Genomic DNA, 19,457 nt, shown 5'->3' with positions numbered 1-19,457 from the left:
CTTCAACATTATATGGAAACCGTGCTTCTAACGGGGTAGTCATGATCCAAACCAAAAAAGGAAAAGGTGGTGGACACATGAATCTATCTGTAAAGCAAGGCTTCTTTAATCGTGGAATTGCTGAGTATGATCGATTAGGTCCAAATGATTTCATGGAAACTATGTGGAAAGGCTACAGAAATGCACTTTTAACTGATAGACCAGCTTTAACGGTCTCAGAAGCCAACGCTTTAGCTTCCGCTAATCTTTTTGATGAGAGCTTAAAACTGAACATCTATAACGTCCCTAAAGACCAGTTGTATACTGCAGATGGTAAATTAAACCCCAATGCTCAGATACTTCCAGGCTACGCAGAAGATTTAAACTGGTATGATGGAATTGAACGTGTGGGATACCGTCAAGAATATAATGTCAATGCCAGAAATTCTAACGATAAAGGCGGCATCTATTATTCTGCCGGATACTTGAGTGAAGATGGCTACATTCAAAAATCAGATTTCAATCGCTTCACTGCGAGAATGAATGCCGATTATAGAGCAAACGACTGGTTGAAATACGGTTTAAGTTTAGATGGATCCCATCAAAAATCCAATTCTCTCTCCGCTACAACCAGCAGTTCCAATTCATTTGTAAATCCATTTATGTACGCAAGAAATATTGCACCAATATACCCTGTGCATTTACACGATCCACTTACGGGAGAGTATATTTTAGATGAACAAGGCAACAAATTATATGATGGAGGAGAAAACACAAGAGGTCAATATGTTGGAAGGCATACGGTGTGGGAGAATGAATTGAACAGCCAAACTGGTTACAGAAACACACTCCATGGACAAGTATTTGCTGATTTTAATTTTTTAAATGACTTTACTTTTACAATTCGTGGGGATTTGAACGTAAGAAATTCCGAAAACCAAAGCTATAACAATGCTATTATTGGTGATGGTGCAGGAAATGGAGGTAGAGCCTCAAGAAGTATCTATAGATATAAAAACTATACGGCTCAACAAATATTGAATTGGGGCAGAAGTTTTGGGGATCACAATATTGAGGCCATTGCTGGCCACGAAAGTTTCTATGATAATTACAACTATTTGTATGGGTATAAAACCACCGAAACCTTTGCTGGAAAAGAGGATTTAATCAATTTCACGGAAATCACCAACTTATATGATTACGGCGTAACTTACACTACAGAAGGTTATTTTAGTAGAGCTAAATATAACTTTCAAAATAAATATTTCGCAGAAGCGTCGTTTAGACGTGATGGTTCTTCAAAATTTTCCAAACAAAAACGCTGGGGTAACTTCTGGTCTGTAGGAGGTAGCTGGATTATTTCAAAAGAAGATTTCTTTAACGTAGAATCTCTGGATGATCTTAAACTTAGAGCCTCTTATGGTCAAGTAGGAAGCGATATGGGCGCAGGGAATTACGCATATCATGCACTCTATACAATCGCACAAAACGCAAATTTAGCCGCACTTTACAAGGAGCAAAATGGAGCAGAAGATCTTATGTGGGAAACCTCATCTTCTATTGGCGCTGCGCTGGAAGGGCGTGCATTTGATAGAATGAACTTTATCATTGAATATTTTGACAAACGTTCAGATAACTTATTATTTGACATTAATCTTCCACTATCTTCAGGTTCTACATCCACAGGATCTGCCACATCTACCATCACCAAAAATATTGGAACCATCTCTAATAGTGGTTTGGAGCTTACCTTAGACGTAGATATCATCCGTAACCAAGAATGGCGCTGGAAAGTAGGTGCAAATGCCACTTTTATGAAAAATAAGATTGTAAGATTACCAGAAGAGAATCGTGAGAATGGATTGATCAGTGGTACTTTTAAGCGTATTGAAGGCCGTAGTATCTACGATTTCTTTACCTATCAATTTGTGGGTGTGGATCAAATGACCGGAAATGCGCTCTATGAAGTGGATTCAGAGATCTATAATGTAAATGGCTCTAATCCTGATGCGGATCCAGTTCCGGATAATTTCTTAACCCAAATAAATGGAGAATACTATACCACTAATACCACCTATGGTAGAAGAGATTGGTCTGGTAGCGCAATTCCTGATGTCTATGGAAGTTTCAATACGGAAATAGGATGGAATAACTTTACTTTAAGTGGATTGTTTACCTATAGTTTAGGTGGCAAGACTTATGATAGCTCTTACTCTTCTTTAATGGCTATATCTGGCGCACCAAGTGCATTGCATGTTGACATTCTGCAATCTTGGGATGGTATACCAGAGGGTATGACAGAGACTTCTGCCAATAGAATTGACCCTAAAGGAACCCCAGTAGTTGACTTTTCAAGAAGTTCATATAATAATGCCACTTCAAATAGATTCTTACAGGACGGTTCCTACTTGGTGATCAAAAACATTAATTTAAACTATAAACTTTCAGGAAGAATTGTAGAGAGGATGAATTTGAAATCAATGAATTTCTCTGCAGGAGTAGAAAACTTAGCAACCTTCACAAAACTGAAAGGGATGAACCCACAACAATCGTTTGCCGGAAGTAGCGTGAACGCTTTTGTTACGCCGAGAATATTCACTTTTGGAGTTAATGTTGGACTATAAAAAATACATTTATGAAACTTAATATATTAAAATATATCACCTTATCAGGAGTATTGTTATTAACATCATGTAGTGATGATTTCCTGGAGACTGCACCAACGGATTCTACCGGTGTTGAAACAGTCTTTGAATCGACAGCAAATGCAAAACTCGCTATCAATGGTATTGCGAGAATTATGACCAATCAACATTTAGGCTCACAAGGGTTTAATGGGGAAGGAACTATTAAAATGTACTATGGGAATTACCCTGGTAATGATTTTGTGGTAGCTCTTCCAGGTTGGGCTTCTATAATTAATAGTGATTTCCATGAGAACGTGACTAGCATCTATAATTACTATCCATGGCATTATTACTATAAATTGATCGCCAATGCCAATGAAATTATTCATAATATAAATGGTGCTTCAGGCCCGCAAACCGAAAGAGATTATATAAAAGCCCAAGCACTTACTTATAGAGCTTACAGCTATACCATGTTATCTCAAATTTACGGTAATCGTTGGAGCGACTCAAATAATGGCGCAACTAAAGCACTTGTTCTTCGTTTGGAACCTACAAATGACTCTATGCCTCTTTCATCTTTGGGAGAAGTTTATGCTCAGATTTATGCAGATTTAGATCTTGCACTCTCATTATTTGAAGCTTCAGGCTACACCCGTCCTGCAGGCACCAATTTTGAAATCGACAAGAATGTTACCCATGCCGTTTATGCCCGTGCTGCAATAACTAGGGAAGATTATCCAAAAGCGATGACCCATGCCGAAGCGGCTAGAGCAAATCACGCCTTAATGAGCGTAGCAGAATATAAAGCAGGTTTTTCAAATCCTAATAAAGAATGGATTTGGAGTAGTTATGGAGCTTTGGACGAAACTTTATATTTCTATTCATACTTTGCCTATATGGCCTATAACTCTTCTGCCAGTGCGGTTAGAACCTATCCAAAACGCATAAGCAAAGAGTTGTATGATCAAATTCCAGACACAGATATCCGTAAGGATTTATTTCTTAATCCTGAAGGATTTTCCTATAATGCTGCCACTGGTGCCGCAGGTGCTGACTTAATCAGCAACGCTCGTAGCCGCTATCCAGCCCTTCAAAGTAACGCCACTATATTTGCACATATGCAATTTAAGGTTGATGCCAATGATATGCCGGGGGTAGGAAATCTAAATCACTTCCGTTCATCAGAGATGTACCTAATCGAAGCGGAAGCGAGATATTTTATAAATTCCCAAGACCCAAGAATTGCTGAGCTTCTGGAAGAATTGACGGCAAGTTCGGGTAGAGATCCAAACTATACGGTCACTGCTACGGGAGATGATCTGTTAAAGGAGATCAAAAAATACCGTGCTATAGAATTATGGGGAGAAGGTTTTGACTGGTTTGACTATAAGCGTTGGAATGATCCTATCGTAAGACATGGAGTAGACGATGGAGGGAACTTCTTGCCATCTCTAGCTGTAACTATTGGACCTGACGAAAAAAATAAATGGACCTGGAAAACGCCACAGAGAGAAACGGATAATAACGACTTGATTGATTAACCTGAATTCCGGTTAAATATAAGTAGTTAAAATTATTCACGATCAAGAATAACTAAGTACAAAAAGGAGTTAAGAAAAACATTTTCTTAGCTCCTTTTTTATTATAGTTGACTTAGGATTTTTTCTTTCTACTGTTTATATTTAAAGATGGTTGGCACTAAAACTAGAATAGCAACACCAAACTTGCCTCCATCTTTAGAAATATTAAACCATCGAAACAGAGCTTTAGCTATTCCAGCTACCCAAGCTTATACCTCAGCATCATTTACAACACCTGCAGCAATGGTAGCCGCTCTTATAAAAGAACGCAGAATTGAGTAATGGAAGATAGACGTTGGTCTGATATTCACAGATTACAAGGAGATGATTTACATCCAATTGATGGTATCCCAGGAAAAGTAGCGAACGGACCGGAAAACAGCCTTCTCATACCAATTATCACCGATAGGAGTTACCCACAGAAAAAGTTTGAAAGCACCTCAGCAAGCGTCTAAACAACATTTTGAGTTATGGTGTTGAAAAGTCCGGATGTAAGATTATGAGATTAATGGGTTGTGTACTGTAAAAATGGCGCAAGAGTTAATTCGGATTAATTTACAACATTCCAGATTTAGCGATTTCTCCAAAAGAAAGGCGTCAATAAAATAAGCACGGTAAACAGTTCCAAACGGCCAATGAGCATCAAAAATGAAGCCCACCATTGCGCTAATGGAGGTAATGCCGCATAATTATTCACCGGACCAAAATCACCCAAAGCAGGACCTATATTACCTAAACTTGAGGCAGATAACCCAATAGCCGACCTAAAATCAATCTCGAACATCGAAAAAACCAAGGCGCCAACTATAAAGGAAATCATATATAAAATAAAAAATCCGAGAATGTTGTACACCACTTGGCCCGTTATAGCTTTTGAATTATAGCGCACTGGTAAAACGGCATTAGGATGTATCGCCCGCTTAAATTCCAGAAATCCGTTTTTAATCAAGATGAGATGGCGCATCACTTTCACACCTCCAGAAGTACTTCCCGCAGAACCTCCCAAAAACATGATCCCAAAAAATAATATCATCAAAAATGGTGTCCATAAGGTATAATCAGCTGTAATGAAACCCGTTGTGGTAATTACGGTAACTACTTGAAATAAGGCATGTCTAAAAGAACTTTCAGCTTTCCCCCAAACCATTGGATGCTCAATTGTAGAAAGCGACAAATCGGCTCTAAAATAAATGATCAGTGCCGCTATAATCGTAAAAGAAGCAATAAACCTAAAATACCAACGGAGCTCTTCATCTCGTAACGCTTTTTGAACTTTTCCTTTAAAGGCATAATAACTCAAAACAAAATTGGTTCCCGCCAAAAACATGAAAGCGATAATAATATATTGGATGATTGGTTTGTCGTTCCAAAACGCAACACTCGCATTTTTTGTTGAAAAACCGCCTGTAGACAACGTGCTCATGGCGTGATTGATAGCGTCAAAAAAAGACATCCCGGCCGCTTTTAACAATAAGGTCTCTGCTGCGGTGTAACCGAAATAAATTAACCATAATCGTTTTGCAGTATCGGTAATTCGAGGATGTAATTTATCAGCACTCGGTCCTGGCGCCTCTGCGGCAAACAACTGCATTCCGCCAATGCCCAATAGGGGCAAGATGGCAATTGCCAAAACAATAATACCCATCCCGCCAATCCAGTGTGTTGTGCTCCTCCAAAATAAAACCCCTTTTGGAACTGCTTCAATGTCATTAATAATGGTAGCTCCGGTTGTGGTATATCCGGACATGGTCTCAAAAAAAGCATTTGTGAAACTCGGGAGGACTTCCGTGACCATATAAGGCAAAGCGCCCGAAATGGCCATGACAACCCATCCAAAGGTGACCACCATATAGCCTTCCCGCTTGTTCATTTCCTTGCTGTGCTTTTTGGTGTACATCATTAAAAAAACACCAATTAACAACACCGCAAGTGCAGAAATAAGAAGTTTGATCGTGACCCCATCATCGTATATAAGACTGATCAATGTTGCCAATAGCATAAACCCGCCATTGAACAACAATAACAATCCAAAAAAATAAAAGACGATTTGGTAGTTGATTTTCATAGCATTTTACAAATTCAGAGGAATTCAAAGCTGTTTTTATAATGCTCTATAATAAGTCACCATTATCTTAGAACATTTTATCTTTTAAAAGAATAATTTCTCAACTTCAGTGATCGCTTTGGGCAAACAACAAACCACTACTCTATCTCCACCCTTAACTTTAAAATCTCCTAATGGGATAATGCCTTTACCATCTCTTATGATGCCACCGATAATCGCAGAACGCGGAAAGTCCAGATCCTTGATCATTTTTTCTGTGATTTTAGATCGGCTTTTAACCACAAATTCGAGCAGCTCGGCATTCATATTATTGAGCTTGGTCATTGCTACCACTTCACCTTTACGGATGTACCTAAAAATATTATTGGCCGCCAAAAGTTTTTTATTGATCAAGGTATCAATTCCAATAGATTCGGAAATCTGATAATAATCCATGTTTTCTACTAAAGCAATGGTTTTTTTAACCCCTTTGGATTTCGCAACCAAGCAGGACATGATATTGGTTTCTGAATCTCCGGTTACCGCAATAAAAGCATCCATATTGCCAATACTTTCCTCCTCCAAAAGGTCCACGTTGCGTCCATCGCCGTTGATGATTAATACATTGGGCATATCATCAGCCAACTCAAAGGCCACATCCTTATCACTTTCAATCAACTTGACATTAAAATTGGTAGCACTCAAATCTTTCGCGGTTTTATGGCCAATTTTACTGCCTCCAAGAATCATGACATTCTTCACATCTAACCTCATTTTACCTGAGAGTTTGAACAGCTCCTCGCTCCCACCTTTTGAAGTCACAAAAATTACCTTATCGCCTTCCTTAAATTCGGTATCGCCTCGAGGGATAATAGTGTATTGCGTTCCAAACCTTTGTATCGCGATTGGCACAAAATGAAGCTGAGGAAAAACTTCGGCAGCTTCCTGAACCGTCTTACCCACAAAAGCTGCGGTTTTGGACAATCTCAAGCTCAACATGGTCAAAGCGCCTTGCTCAAACTCATACCCATCATCAAAACCATATTGGTTTAAAAGCAACTCTATTTCTCCAGCCGCTAAGGACTCCGGCGAAATCAACTCATCAATCCCAAATTTTGAGAAACCGAAATCGTCTTTCTGATCTATAAATTCTGTATTGGAAATTCGTGCTATGGTCCGTCTGGCTCCAAGTTCCTTGGCTAGGACGCATGCGGTAATATTGGTGGTTTCTGAAGAGGTTACGGCAATAAACAGATCGGAATTTTCGACTCTGGCATCCTTTAGTACGGCAATAGACGTGGTGTCGCCTTTGATCACCCTGATATCCAAATGGTCAATGGCATACACCAAACTTTCCTTTTTTGTATCTATTAAAGTGATCTCTTGGGATTCATAGGATAGTAATTTTGCCAAATGAAATCCAACTTCACCAGCACCCGAAATGATTATTTTCATTTAATACAGCTATTCAAAAAGAGATACAAATATAAGATATTTAAAAGTGTCCTTTTTAATTTAGAAAGGATATAATAGTTTTCTTTTAATTCAAAATAAACCATTTAGCGACAACTTACAGCATTGAGAATCCCTATTATTTTTTAGCTTTTCATGTCACATTGACAAATTTCCATTGAAAAAATATGTAGTTTTGCCAAAAATATTGCAATGTCAGAAAAAGTAAAACCATACAAGGATAGTCAGTTGAACAAGAAGGAACAAGTGACCAAAATGTTTGACACTATCTCTAAGGAATACGATGGCCTCAACCGCGTCATCTCATTTGGAATTGACGTTAAATGGCGAAAAAAAGTAGTGGCTATCATTGCAAAAACCCATCCTAAGCGCATCCTTGACATTGCCACTGGAACTGGAGATCTAGCCATTAACCTTGCAGAAACAGAGGCACAGGAAATCATCGGCCTGGACATAAGTGATGGCATGCTTGAAGTAGGAAGGAAAAAGATTGCCGATAAGAAATTAGACAACAAGATAAAAATGACGCTGGGCGATTCTGAAAACCTCCCTTTTGAGGACAACAGTTTTGATGCGATTACCGTCGCTTTTGGAGTTCGGAATTTTGAAGAATTAGAGAAAGGACTATCCGAAATTTTACGTGTTTTAAAACCCAACGGAACTTTTGTGATTTTAGAAACTTCTGTCCCAATCAAAACGCCGTTCAAACAAGGTTATAAATTCTATTCTAAATATATTTTACCAACCATTGGAAAAGTATTTTCAAAAGACCGGGTAGCTTATTCTTATTTAAGTGAATCGGCATCTGTTTTTCCTTATGGTGAAGCCTTAAACAATATTTTAAGACAAATTGGGTTTACTAATGTTAAGGATTTGCCTCAAACTTTTGGCGTAGCTACCATTTATACGGCAACCAAGCAATAACCCCAATTTAATTGACCTAGAACCTCAATACAATGAAAAGAACTGGCATCATCATTCTATTTTTACTGATCTGTAATTCGGCATCAGCACAATTATTCACAAAGGAGAGAGTTAAAAACCAAGAGAATTTTGATAAGGACCGATTGACCTGGGGCTATTTTTTAGGCTTTAACAGTTATGATTTTAAGTTTGAATATGAAAGGGACCTCAAAGATATCCTGGTAGAAACAAGTGTGGGATTTAACGTGGGTTTAGTTGGAGATTTGCGCATCAACGATTATTTTAATTTACGTCTTGAACCAGGTTTATATATTTCGAAAAGAAATCTACAATACGATTTTGCCACTACCAATCCTTCAGATTTACTGCGCGAAGTGAATTCTACATATATCCATTTCCCTCTACTATTAAAGGCCAGTACAAAACGCATCAATAATTTCAAACCTTTTGTTGTCGGTGGTTTTTCTACCGCTTTAAACTTGTCCAGTAACCAAGATGGTGATGACAATCGCGCCGGTAAGTTCCGTACCCAAAAAAGTATGCTCTTTTATGAAGTTGGTTTTGGAATTGACTTTTATTTGGAGTGGTTTAAGTTTACCCCATCTATAAGAGGTGTTTTCGCCATTAATGATGAATTGGTTAGAGATCGCGAACCAAATAGCCCTTGGACCGATAACATCGCCTCCATGAAAACCCGTGGCGTTTTTGTGAACTTCACGTTTCAATAAAAGTTTCACGCAGATTTTGCAGATATCTAACTGATTTTCATTATGATATCACTCCACTAATCCCTAATGCCTAATACCCTAGGCCTCATTCCTAATGCCTAATGCCGCCTCTTAAACTCACTCAATAAAATAGCAGTCGCCGTGGCTACGTTCAAACTTTCCGTCTCTTGATGGGTGCTAAAATGCGGAATGCCAAGCCTGTTTTCAATTAGTGCTTCAATTTCAGTAGAGATGCCGTTGGCCTCATTGCCCATTATCAAAACACCCTCTTTTGGCAGCATACTATCATAAATGTTTTCCCCATCCATAAAGGCGCCGAATTTTTGAACCGTTGTAGTTTTTAAAAACGCTTCCAAATCCAGATAACTGACGTTCACTCGAGTCAAAGATCCCATGGTAGCCTGAACAACCTTTGGGTTGTAGCAATCTACCGTAGTTTCACTGCACACCAAATGCGCAATGCCAAACCAATCACACAGTCTGATAATGGTCCCTAAATTGCCAGGATCGCGTACGGCATCCAAAGCGAGAATCAATTTATCATCGACAACGTTTCCTGCAAGTGGAATTTCAAAAACAGCCACTACCTGTTGCGGCGTGGTCAGGGCACTTATTTTTTTGAGTTCCGCTTCCGTAACAAGGCTGAATTTTTCGTGGGGACAATTATAATCATCACTAATTGCGTATAGATGATGGAGTTTAAAATGTGATTTTAAAAACTCAGCAACAGTCTTTTTCCCTTCTACCGTAAATAACCGATGTTTTAAGCGCTGTTTCTTTTGGCCTAAGCTTGCAATTAATTTAATTTCATTCCTTGTTAACATTAAAATGTATTTACTTTTGTTACGTTATTGATTCCTATCAACGATTTTTTTAATGATTGTTTTACCACCCATAAAAACAGTAAATTTGAGCCCATCAATACTTATGTCAATATCCTCTTGAAAGTTAAGGTAGCAAAAATATCACTTATTCTGGCAATATTCGTATTGCTATCCTCTTGTAATGCTGTAAAACGTGTTGCGAAGGATGAACATTTGCTCATGGACAATACCGTTTACGTCAATGGCAAAAAGAACAATACCGATGCCCTTAACAATTTATTGTTTCAAAAACCAAACGGGAAGTTTCCGTTGTTTGGCATCCCAATACGGTTGCATATTTACAATCTGGCACGACCAAACATTGATTCTATCTTGGTCGCCAAATATCGAAATCCCGAAGACCCAAAAACAGGTCTCAAGAATTTCATTTCATTAAAACAATATGAAGCGATCATCAGCTCAAGAAAGAACTTCAATACTTGGCTAAAAAAAACGGGGGAACCTCCGGTGGTTATCAATTCCTTAAAGACTGAAAAATCGGCAACCAATCTTAAAACCTACTACTATAAACATGGCTGGTTCAATGCCTCTGCGTCCTATAAAATAGACACCGTTGATACAAAACGGGCAAAAATGAGCTATTATATAAACACCGGCGCTCCTTATTTCATGGATTCCATAAGCACCCGGATCGCATCTCCCGTTATCGACACCTTGTATAAAAGCCTTAAAAATAACTCGCTGCTGGTTAAAGGCGAACAATTTAAGGAAGCCAACCTGACCAATGAGCGCGAACGCTTAACCACAGAATTACGAAACTCAGGACTCTATCATTTCGCCCAGGACTATATCACTTTTGAAATTGATACCATTGGCACCAACAAAAAAGTAAATACCGATTTAATTATCCAAAACAGGATGATCAGATATGACGATTCCGTTCTGGTAACGCCCTTTAAGATTTACACCATTAGAGACGTGAATATTTTTACGGACGACACGTATCAAAATATCGCCCAAAAGCCGACCGACACCATTAATTATAAAGGGTTTAATATTTACAGCTACGGAAAATCAAAATACAGAGCTAAGGCGTTAACAGACGCGATATTTATTACCAAAGGAGATATTTTCAAAGACCTCAACCGCACGCGCACCTATCGGTATTTGAGTGAATTGCAAACTTTTAAATATCCAAATATCGAATATGTAGAAAATGTTGAAGACACCACCTTGACCACTAATATTTATTTGATTCCGAAGAAAAAATTTGGACTGAATTTCAACACGGAAATCTCACAAAGTAACATCCAGACCATTGGACTTGGATTCAGTGGCGGACTCCTGATCAGGAATGTATTTAGGGGTGCCGAAACCCTGGAAGTCTCTGGACTGGCAGCTATCGGTTCTTCAAAAGATTCAGGAATCAAAAAGGATGTCTTTTTTGACATCACCGAAGTGGGATCTACAGTCAAACTCACCATTCCACGTTTATTTTTCCCATTAAACACGGATAAGGTCATTCCAAAATACATGTCGCCTAGCACGAGAATTAGTGCTGCCGCTACAAGTCAGCGCAACATCGGCCTGGATAAGCAAACCTTTACGGGGAACTTGGGCTACAACTGGTATCCCAACAAAAAAGTGACCAATACGCTTGATCTCTTTAACGCACAATATGTAAAAAACTTGAATGCCGATAATTATTTTGGGGTGTACGAGAATTCATATAATAGTCTTAATAGCATCGCCAGAAACATTAACTATATAGACAACACCGAGAATTTATCGATTCCCGCTGGTGCTGATCAATTTATATCTGATGTTTTAAGTAACAATACATCGCTAACGCCAACAGATCCAAATTATCAGAATGTCAGTAATATTGATCAGCGCAAAACGAGATTGACAGAAAACAACCTCATCATCTCCTCTAGTTTCAATTATGTAAAGACCCGACGGGAGAATATTTTTGACAATGATTTTTCAACCATAAGAGTTAGGCTGGAATTCGCAGGAAATATTCTGGCCAGCCTTTCCAATCTAACGAACGCGAAAAAAAATGATAACGGTCGTTATGATATTTTCGGGGTGGCTTTCTCACAATATTCCAAGGCCGAAGTGGATTATGTCAAATATTGGGATTTAGGAAAAAAGAGCGTTTTTGCGGTTCGTAGTTATGTAGGGATTGCAGTGCCGTATGGCAATTCAGATAATATCCCGTTTTCCAAGAGTTTCTTTGGAGGCGGACCAAATGACAATCGCGCTTGGACAGCATACAACCTCGGTCCTGGAAGTACCAAATCAACGAACGAGTTCAACGAAGCCAATTTCAAACTTCATTTTAGTGTGGAACAACGCTTCAACCTTTTCGGATCGGTATACGGTGCCTTTTTTGTGGATGCCGGAAACATCTGGAATGTATTTGATAATGTCACTGACCCCGCTCAAACCTTTGACAGTTTCAGCTCTTTAAAAGATATCGCCGTTGGCTCAGGTTTAGGTTTGCGTTATGATTTTAGCTTTTTTGTACTTCGTTTGGATGTTGGCTTTAAAACTTATGACCCGTCCTATAACTTAGGAGACCGCTGGTTTAAGGATTACAACTTTGGAAATGCCGTTTATAATATTGGTATTAACTACCCATTTTAAGACCAACATGCTATCGGTTTTTTTAGCATCCTAAAAAAAAGACCTATTCCCAAAGACCGTTACAATTTCATCGGGATATTCAAGAATGCCGTTCACACTACAAGGTTATAGCCGTTAGCACAACCTCTGTACACAAAAACAATAGGAGCAAAACCTTGATTTTACTTTAATTTCATTATTTTTGAAATTAATTATAACAACAAAAATCATTATGAGTCACAACATAAAACCAGGCGTTGCTACCGGCAAAGAGGTACAGGCCATTTTTAAACTCGCAAAAGAAAAAAACTTCGCGTTACCTGCAGTCAACGTTATTGGATCTAATACAATCAATGGGGTATTGGAAACTGCAGCAAAACTTAACGCACCAGTCATCATTCAGTTTTCTAATGGTGGTGCTATTTTCAATGCAGGGAAAGGATTAAGTAATGACGGACAAAAAGCTGCTATTGCAGGTGCCATTGCAGGCGCAAAACACGTACATCTTATGGCTGAAGCGTATGGTGTTCCTGTAATTTTACATACCGACCACTGCGCGAAAAAACTACTTCCTTGGATTGATGGCCTATTAGATGCCAGCGAAAAACATTTTGAGGAAACTGGCAAACCGCTTTACAGTTCACATATGATTGATCTTTCTGAAGAACCTCTTGAAGAAAACATCCAAATTTGTAAGGACTATTTGAAACGTATGAGCAAAATAGGAATGACCTTAGAAATTGAGTTGGGCATTACCGGTGGCGAGGAAGATGGTGTGGACAATACCGATGTGGATGATTCTAAATTATATACACAACCTGAAGAAGTAGCTTATGCCTATGAAGAATTAAGTAAAGTAAGTGATCAGTTTACAATTGCCGCAGCCTTTGGCAACGTGCATGGGGTTTATAAACCTGGAAACGTGAAGTTAACTCCTAAAATCCTGAAGAACTCTCAGGAATTTTTATCCAAAAAACATAATCTACCCCATAATCATATCGATTTTGTATTCCACGGCGGATCAGGATCAAGTGTTGAAGAAATTAGGGAAGCTATTGGTTATGGTGTGATAAAAATGAATATCGACACCGATATGCAATATGCATTTATGGGGGGAATTCGTGATTACTTCAAACAAAATGAGGCCTATTTACAATCTCAAATTGGAAGTCCTGACGGAGAGGATTCACCAAACAAAAAGTATTATGACCCACGGGTATGGCTCAGAAAAGGTGAAGAAACTTTTGTGGAAAGATTAAAAAAGGCTTTCGAAGATTTAAATAACGTAAATACCTTATAGATTTGCGGACAGGTGTTGGGCCATTTTTCCCGACAATTTGAAACAACTATAAAGGTGATTTTTAATTATAAGATTGCTGTCTGCACAGGAATATATGTGGAAAGATTAAAAAAAGCCTTTGAAGATTTATATAACGTAAATAACTTGTAAATTTGCGGACAAGTGTTGGGACAATTTTTCCTGACAACTTGAAACAACTATAAAAGTGATTTTTAATTATCAGATTCCTGCCTGTGCAGGAATAGGGCTTTGAAGATTTAATTGACGTAAATACATTATAACTTTGCCCCAATAATACTAACTACCGATTGCTGTTTTGAAACTCAAAAATCGACAATCGTAAATCTAAAATTGTAAATCAATATATATGTCTTGGTTTAAAAGAAAAACAAAAGGAATCACCACTACTACGGAGGAGAAGAAAGACACGCCAAAAGGCTTGTGGTACAAATCTCCAACGGGTAAGATTATAGATACTGAAGAGCTTGAAAAAAACTTTTTTGTCAGCCCTGAAGATGGATACCACGTAAGAATTGGCAGCAAGGAGTATTTTCAGATTCTCTTTGATGATAATAAATTCAAGGAATTGGACGCAAATTTGTCTTCCAAAGACCCCTTGAAATTTGTGGACACCAAAACCTATCCGGACCGTTTAAAAGCTGCTGAAGAAAAAACAAAACTTAAAGATGCCGTACGCTGTGCTGTAGGAAAATCTAAAGGAAAAAACATTGTGGTGGCGTGTATGGATTTTGCTTTTATCGGCGGCTCTATGGGCAGTGTGGTAGGCGAAAAGATTGCACGTGCGGGTGATTATGCCTTAAAGAAAAAACTGCCGTTTGTCATCATTTCAAAATCGGGTGGCGCACGCATGCAAGAGGCTGCATTATCGTTAATGCAATTAGCAAAAACAGCAGCTAAATTGGCACAGCTGGCCGATGCCAGCATCCCTTATATTTCCTTGTGTACAGATCCAACCACGGGTGGCACAACGGCCTCTTTTGCCATGTTGGGCGATATCAACATCAGTGAGCCTGGTGCTTTGATTGGGTTTGCAGGACCGCGTGTAGTGAGAGATACGACAGGACAAGAATTACCTGAAAATTTCCAAACTGCCGAATTTCTATTGGAACACGGCTTCTTGGATTTCATTACAGAACGAAAAGATTTAAAGAATAAAATCAACCTTTATATTGATTTGATCACCAATCAACCACTTAGGGTGTAAAAAATAAGTTTGCCACGAGTGCACAGATAGGGATTTAACTATGAGGCATTCGTGGCATTTTTTATTACTTCACCCACTTAAGCCTTTTGGAAATACACCCTAAAGGTGGTGCCAACATTTACTTCGCTTTCAACCTCTATTCTTCCCCCCATTCTTTCAACATGGTTTCTAGTGATAAATAGCCCTACACCTCTTGAATCTTCCAATTGATGGAATGTTTTTCTAAATTGAAATAAATCATTCCTATGCGCCTCCAAATCGATACCCAGCCCATTGTCTTGGATCTCTAAGATGACAAAATCGTCTTGAATTGATGTTCGGAATCTCACAAAGGAGTTTCGGTCTTTTGACCTGTATTTGATAGCATTGGTCAAAAAATTAAGAATAATACTATCTAAATAGACAGAAACACCCAACACCCTGACGGTATCATCAACCTCATTGATAATCTTACAGTGTTCGTTCTTAGCAATGGCGTTCATATTATAGATGGCGTTCTCTACAAAAACCCTTAAGTTTTTCGGCGCCAAATTTCCATGCAGGGAAAAATCATCCCGCCTAACCTCATTAAGATTGGAAATGGTGATTTCTAGCTGGGACAACGATTCTTTAAGCATCTTAAAATTTTCGTCATCCTTGATACCTTCGGTCTCTTCCTCCATAAAGTCCGTAATCATACCCAGGTTACCAATATGGCTTCGAATATCATGTGTCGCAATATGGGCAAAATTCAACAGCTTATCATTTTGGTTTTTCGCGATTTCTTTAATGGAATTCATTTCCCAAAGGATCTCCTTTTGCTTAGTGATGTCCACCACCTGCGAAATGAAATAAAGCGGACTTCCATCGGTATGGCGTTCCATGGAAACAGATAACAAGGTCCACACAACATTTCCGTTTTTATGGAAATAGCGTTTTTCAATTTGATAACTCTCTATGTCGCGATTCAACAGTTTATTAAGTTGCTCAATATCACCATCCACATCATCTTTATGGGTGATGTCTGGAAATTTCATACTGTAGAACTCAGTTTCCGAATATCCTAAAAGTTCTATCAAGCTACGATTGACCTTAACCCATCTGTAATCTAACCCTACAATGGCGATTCCGTTGGGAGCGTTTTCGAATATATTTTCAAAAAGCTTATCCTTTATATTGACTAAATGTGTTGGCATCCTATTAAAGTAACGTTGAAATATCAAAAATAGCTGAGAAGAGTCCATAAAATTGACCCGTTAACAAATATTTATACTCAATTTGCAACGAAACAACCCAAAATTATTTTTTCTCAGCAGCATAATTCATGTTAATATTATCCCTATCTTTGCACCGTGATTCGAAAACCGAGTCTCGTACATAACAATCATTTACAATAATATTAGCATGTATCTAGATCAAAAAGAAAAAGAAGCCATCTTTACAAAACACGGTAAAGGTGCAAAAGACACAGGTTCTGCAGAAGGGCAAATTGCTTTGTTTACATACAGAATCAATCACTTAACAGGACACCTAAAACAAAATCGTAAAGATTTCAATACAGAGCGTTCATTGGTAAAATTAGTTGGTAAACGTCGTGCATTGCTCGATTATCTAACCAAAAAAGATATCTTAAGATATCGTGCCATCGTAAAAGAATTAGGATTAAGAAAATAATCACTATAAAGACCACGCCTTTCAGCGTGGTTTTTTGTTTGCGTTTAGTTTTTTTTTGCGTTAGGGATTGCAGTGAAAAGCCCACAGTCACGCCTTTTTTTGGCGTGACGAGGACTTGTAACGGAAAGCCCGACCCTTTTTAGGGTAACGCCCAACTAATAACTATAGCAAACGCAACGCAATCGTAAGCGATAAAAATGCGAGAATAAGAAGCTAGATCCCGGAGCAAGCCCGGGACTAAAGGTTTTTCATTGGTCAACACACAACACTACACAACAACAACAACAACAACAACGCAACCCTGTCCGTCCGGTAAGGCGGAGACCATTGTTTAATTTAGAATTAAAAAATTTATGATTCCAAAAGTTTTTAAAGAGGTCATTGACCTTGGTGATGGACGTACAATCTCCATCGAAACCGGAAAATTGGCTAAACAAGCTCATGGTTCGGTTGTTGTTCAATCCGGAAAATGTATGCTGTTATGTACGGTTGTTTCCAATTACAAACAAAGTGATGTTGACTTTTTACCGTTAACAGTAGACTATAGAGAGAAATTTGCTGCTGCAGGACGTTATCCTGGTGGTTTCTTTAAAAGAGAAGCAAGACCAAGTGATGGCGAAGTATTGACCATGCGTTTAGTGGACCGTGTATTGCGTCCATTATTCCCAAGCGATTACCACGCAGAAACGCAAGTGATGATTCAGTTGATGTCTCATGACGACGATGTCATGCCAGACGCTATGGCCGGATTAGCCGCATCTGCAGCAATCCAATTATCAGATTTTCCTTTTGAATGTGCCATTTCTGAAGCCAGAGTTGGCCGTATCAATGGTGAATTCATCATTAACCCAACCCGTGCACAATTATTAGAATCTGATATTGACATGATGATTGGGGCTTCAGCAGATTCAGTAATGATGGTTGAAGGCGAAATGGATGAAATTTCTGAAGAAGAAATGGCAGAAGCCATTAAATTCGCTCACGAAGCTATTAAAGTACAATGTGCGGCACAAATAAGATTGGCTGAAGCCTTTGGAAAGAAAACGGTGCGCGAATATGAGCCAGAAAGAACTGACGAAGATTTAGCAAAGAAAATTCATGATATGGCCTACGATAAAGTGTACGCCATTGCAAAAGCTGGATCAGCAAAACATGAAAGAAGTGCTGCTTTTGACGCCATTAAAGAAGAGATCAAAGCGAGTTTTTCTGAAGAAGAATTAGCAGATTATGGTAATATGGTATCTAATTACTATTATAAAGCCGAAAAAGATGCCATTCGTGATTTAACCTTAAATGAAGGCTTGCGTTTAGATGGAAGAAAAACCGATGAGATCAGACCAATCTGGTGTGAAGTTGATTATTTGCCGTCTACACACGGTTCTGCACTTTTTACGCGTGGGGAAACTCAAGCATTGGCTACGGTTACTTTAGGAACTTCCAGAGAAGCCAACCAAATAGACATGCCGTCTTTTGAAGGTGAAGAGCGTTTCTATTTACATTATAACTTCCCTCCTTTTTCAACGGGTGAGGCACGTCCAATTCGTGGAACGTCTCGTCGTGAAGTAGGTCATGGAAACTTGGCACAGCGTGCCTTAAAAGGAATGGTACCTGATGAGTGTCCTTACACAGTAAGAGTGGTATCTGAAGTGTTGGAGTCTAACGGTTCATCTTCTATGGCAACGGTTTGTGCTGGTACTATGGCGTTGATGGATGCTGGGGTTCAGTTAAAGAAACCAGTTTCCGGAATTGCTATGGGCTTGATTTCTGATCCAGAATCAGGTAAATATGCTGTGCTTTCTGATATTTTAGGTGATGAAGATCACTTGGGCGATATGGACTTCAAAGTCACTGGAACTGCAGATGGTATCACGGCCTGTCAAATGGATATCAAGGTTAAAGGATTGTCTTACGAAATTTTAGTGAATGCCTTAAAGCAAGCACGTGAAGGCCGTTTACACATTCTTGAAAAATTGGTAGAAACTATAGCAGAACCGAATGCTGATGTTAAAGCTCATGCTCCAAAAATGATTACCCGTGTGATTCCTAACGAATTCATTGGTGCATTGATTGGACCAGGTGGAAAAGTGATTCAGGAACTACAAAAAGCAACCAAAACGACAATTGTTATCAATGAAGATCCTATTACCGAAGAAGGTATTGTGGAAATTTTAGGCACCAACCAAGAAGGTATTGATGCGGTATTGACAAAAATCGATTCGTTGTTGTTCAAACCAACCGTTGGTGGCTCTTACTTAGTAAAAGTAATCAAGATGCTTGATTTTGGTGCGGTTGTAGAATATGCAGATGCTCCAGGAAACGAAGTGTTATTGCACGTCAGTGAATTGGCTTGGGAACGTACAGAAAATGTTACGGACGTAGTCAATATGGGGGATGTTTTTGAAGTAAAATACTTTGGAGTAGATCCTAAAACACGTAAAGAAAAAGTATCTCGTAAGGCGTTGTTGG

At 38.7% G+C, this 19,457-nt stretch carries 15 protein-coding genes; 11 read left to right on the top strand and 4 right to left on the bottom strand.

Going from position 1 to position 19,457, the window contains the following annotated elements:
- The 4 genes from VLZ86_RS10235 to VLZ86_RS10220 all read left to right on the top strand — a co-directional run.
- Window positions 1-2,603 (top strand): SusC/RagA family TonB-linked outer membrane protein (locus VLZ86_RS10235; protein ID WP_325450985.1); only part of this gene is annotated, 2,603 nt, incomplete at its 5' end.
- An 11-nt stretch (window positions 2,604-2,614) separates the two neighbouring features.
- Entirely contained in the window at window positions 2,615-4,150 is a 1,536-nt protein-coding gene (locus VLZ86_RS10230; RefSeq protein WP_325450983.1) for a RagB/SusD family nutrient uptake outer membrane protein, read from the top strand.
- 147 nt (window positions 4,151-4,297) lie between these two features.
- Entirely contained in the window at window positions 4,298-4,471 is a 174-nt protein-coding gene (locus VLZ86_RS10225; protein WP_325450982.1) for a hypothetical protein, read from the top strand.
- Window positions 4,471-4,644 (top strand): hypothetical protein, encoded by a 174-nt coding sequence (locus VLZ86_RS10220; protein WP_325450980.1) that lies wholly within the window; start codon window positions 4,471-4,473, stop codon window positions 4,642-4,644. Before VLZ86_RS10225 ends, VLZ86_RS10220 begins: the two co-directional genes overlap by 1 nt.
- A 116-nt stretch (window positions 4,645-4,760) precedes the next feature.
- Here the strand turns inward: VLZ86_RS10220 and VLZ86_RS10215 are convergent, their stop codons facing one another.
- Both VLZ86_RS10215 and trkA read right to left on the bottom strand, forming a co-directional pair.
- Complete coding sequence (locus VLZ86_RS10215) at window positions 4,761-6,254, bottom strand: TrkH family potassium uptake protein (protein WP_325450978.1); 1,494 nt, start codon at window positions 6,252-6,254, stop codon at window positions 4,761-4,763.
- Window positions 6,255-6,338: 84 nt separating this feature from the next.
- A complete protein-coding gene (gene trkA / locus VLZ86_RS10210; protein WP_325450977.1) occupies window positions 6,339-7,688 on the bottom strand; it encodes a Trk system potassium transporter TrkA in 1,350 nt (449 codons plus the stop codon).
- A gap of 210 nt (window positions 7,689-7,898) precedes the next feature.
- Here trkA and ubiE point away from each other — a divergent pair, with 210 nt between their 5' ends.
- Complete coding sequence (ubiE, locus tag VLZ86_RS10205) at window positions 7,899-8,630, top strand: bifunctional demethylmenaquinone methyltransferase/2-methoxy-6-polyprenyl-1,4-benzoquinol methylase UbiE (RefSeq protein WP_325450975.1); 732 nt, start codon at window positions 7,899-7,901, stop codon at window positions 8,628-8,630.
- 32 nt (window positions 8,631-8,662) lie between these two features.
- Window positions 8,663-9,358 carry a porin family protein gene (locus tag VLZ86_RS10200; protein ID WP_325450973.1) on the top strand — a complete coding sequence of 232 codons (696 nt, stop codon included), beginning with the start codon at window positions 8,663-8,665 and terminating at the stop codon, window positions 9,356-9,358.
- A gap of 98 nt (window positions 9,359-9,456) precedes the next feature.
- Here VLZ86_RS10200 and VLZ86_RS10195 read toward each other — a convergent pair whose 3' ends face one another.
- Window positions 9,457-10,182 (bottom strand): RNA methyltransferase, encoded by a 726-nt coding sequence (locus VLZ86_RS10195; RefSeq protein WP_325450971.1) that lies wholly within the window; start codon window positions 10,180-10,182, stop codon window positions 9,457-9,459.
- Between the two features lie 27 nt (window positions 10,183-10,209).
- Between VLZ86_RS10195 and VLZ86_RS10190 the strand changes: the two genes are divergently transcribed.
- The 3 genes from VLZ86_RS10190 to accD all read left to right on the top strand — a co-directional run bounded on the left by VLZ86_RS10190 (window position 10,210) and on the right by accD (window position 15,338).
- A complete protein-coding gene (locus VLZ86_RS10190; protein WP_325450969.1) occupies window positions 10,210-12,834 on the top strand; it encodes a BamA/TamA family outer membrane protein in 2,625 nt (874 codons plus the stop codon).
- 211 nt (window positions 12,835-13,045) lie between these two features.
- On the top strand, window positions 13,046-14,113 hold the full coding sequence (gene fbaA, locus VLZ86_RS10185) for a class II fructose-bisphosphate aldolase (RefSeq protein ID WP_325450967.1): 1,068 nt from the start codon (window positions 13,046-13,048) through the stop codon (window positions 14,111-14,113).
- A 367-nt stretch (window positions 14,114-14,480) separates the two neighbouring features.
- Window positions 14,481-15,338: an acetyl-CoA carboxylase, carboxyltransferase subunit beta gene (gene accD, locus VLZ86_RS10180; protein WP_325450965.1), complete on the top strand. Its 858-nt coding sequence runs from the start codon at window positions 14,481-14,483 to the stop codon at window positions 15,336-15,338.
- Between the two features lie 77 nt (window positions 15,339-15,415).
- On the opposite strand, the gene VLZ86_RS10175 is transcribed toward accD, so the two are convergent.
- Window positions 15,416-16,513, bottom strand: coding sequence for a PAS domain S-box protein (locus VLZ86_RS10175; protein WP_325450963.1), 1,098 nt, complete (start codon window positions 16,511-16,513; stop codon window positions 15,416-15,418).
- A 208-nt stretch (window positions 16,514-16,721) separates the two neighbouring features.
- On the opposite strand from VLZ86_RS10175, the gene rpsO reads away from it, so the two are divergent.
- A complete protein-coding gene (gene rpsO / locus VLZ86_RS10170) occupies window positions 16,722-16,991 on the top strand; it encodes a 30S ribosomal protein S15 (protein ID WP_325450961.1) in 270 nt (89 codons plus the stop codon).
- Between the two features lie 353 nt (window positions 16,992-17,344).
- The coding region (locus VLZ86_RS10165) for a polyribonucleotide nucleotidyltransferase (protein WP_325450959.1) at window positions 17,345-19,457 on the top strand (2,113 nt) is incomplete at its 3' end.

It is taken from the genome of Gelidibacter sp., assembly GCF_035515035.1.
In the GTDB taxonomy this organism is placed as follows: Bacteria; Bacteroidota; Bacteroidia; order Flavobacteriales; family Flavobacteriaceae; genus Gelidibacter.
This window is presented reverse-complemented; position numbering and strand designations above follow the sequence as displayed.

Coding starts and splice junctions, on each gene's coding strand:
- rpsO (WP_325450961.1), top strand. CDS start 16,722: ATGTATCTAGATCAAAAAGAAAAAGAAGCCATCTTTACAAAACACGGT.
- accD (WP_325450965.1), top strand. CDS start 14,481: ATGTCTTGGTTTAAAAGAAAAACAAAAGGAATCACCACTACTACGGAG.
- VLZ86_RS10175 (WP_325450963.1), bottom strand. CDS start 16,513: ATGCCAACACATTTAGTCAATATAAAGGATAAGCTTTTTGAAAATATA.
- VLZ86_RS10215 (WP_325450978.1), bottom strand. CDS start 6,254: ATGAAAATCAACTACCAAATCGTCTTTTATTTTTTTGGATTGTTATTG.
- ubiE (WP_325450975.1), top strand. CDS start 7,899: ATGTCAGAAAAAGTAAAACCATACAAGGATAGTCAGTTGAACAAGAAG.
- VLZ86_RS10225 (WP_325450982.1), top strand. CDS start 4,298: ATGGTTGGCACTAAAACTAGAATAGCAACACCAAACTTGCCTCCATCT.
- fbaA (WP_325450967.1), top strand. CDS start 13,046: ATGAGTCACAACATAAAACCAGGCGTTGCTACCGGCAAAGAGGTACAG.
- VLZ86_RS10230 (WP_325450983.1), top strand. CDS start 2,615: ATGAAACTTAATATATTAAAATATATCACCTTATCAGGAGTATTGTTA.
- VLZ86_RS10220 (WP_325450980.1), top strand. CDS start 4,471: ATGGAAGATAGACGTTGGTCTGATATTCACAGATTACAAGGAGATGAT.
- VLZ86_RS10195 (WP_325450971.1), bottom strand. CDS start 10,182: ATGTTAACAAGGAATGAAATTAAATTAATTGCAAGCTTAGGCCAAAAG.
- trkA (WP_325450977.1), bottom strand. CDS start 7,688: ATGAAAATAATCATTTCGGGTGCTGGTGAAGTTGGATTTCATTTGGCA.
- VLZ86_RS10200 (WP_325450973.1), top strand. CDS start 8,663: ATGAAAAGAACTGGCATCATCATTCTATTTTTACTGATCTGTAATTCG.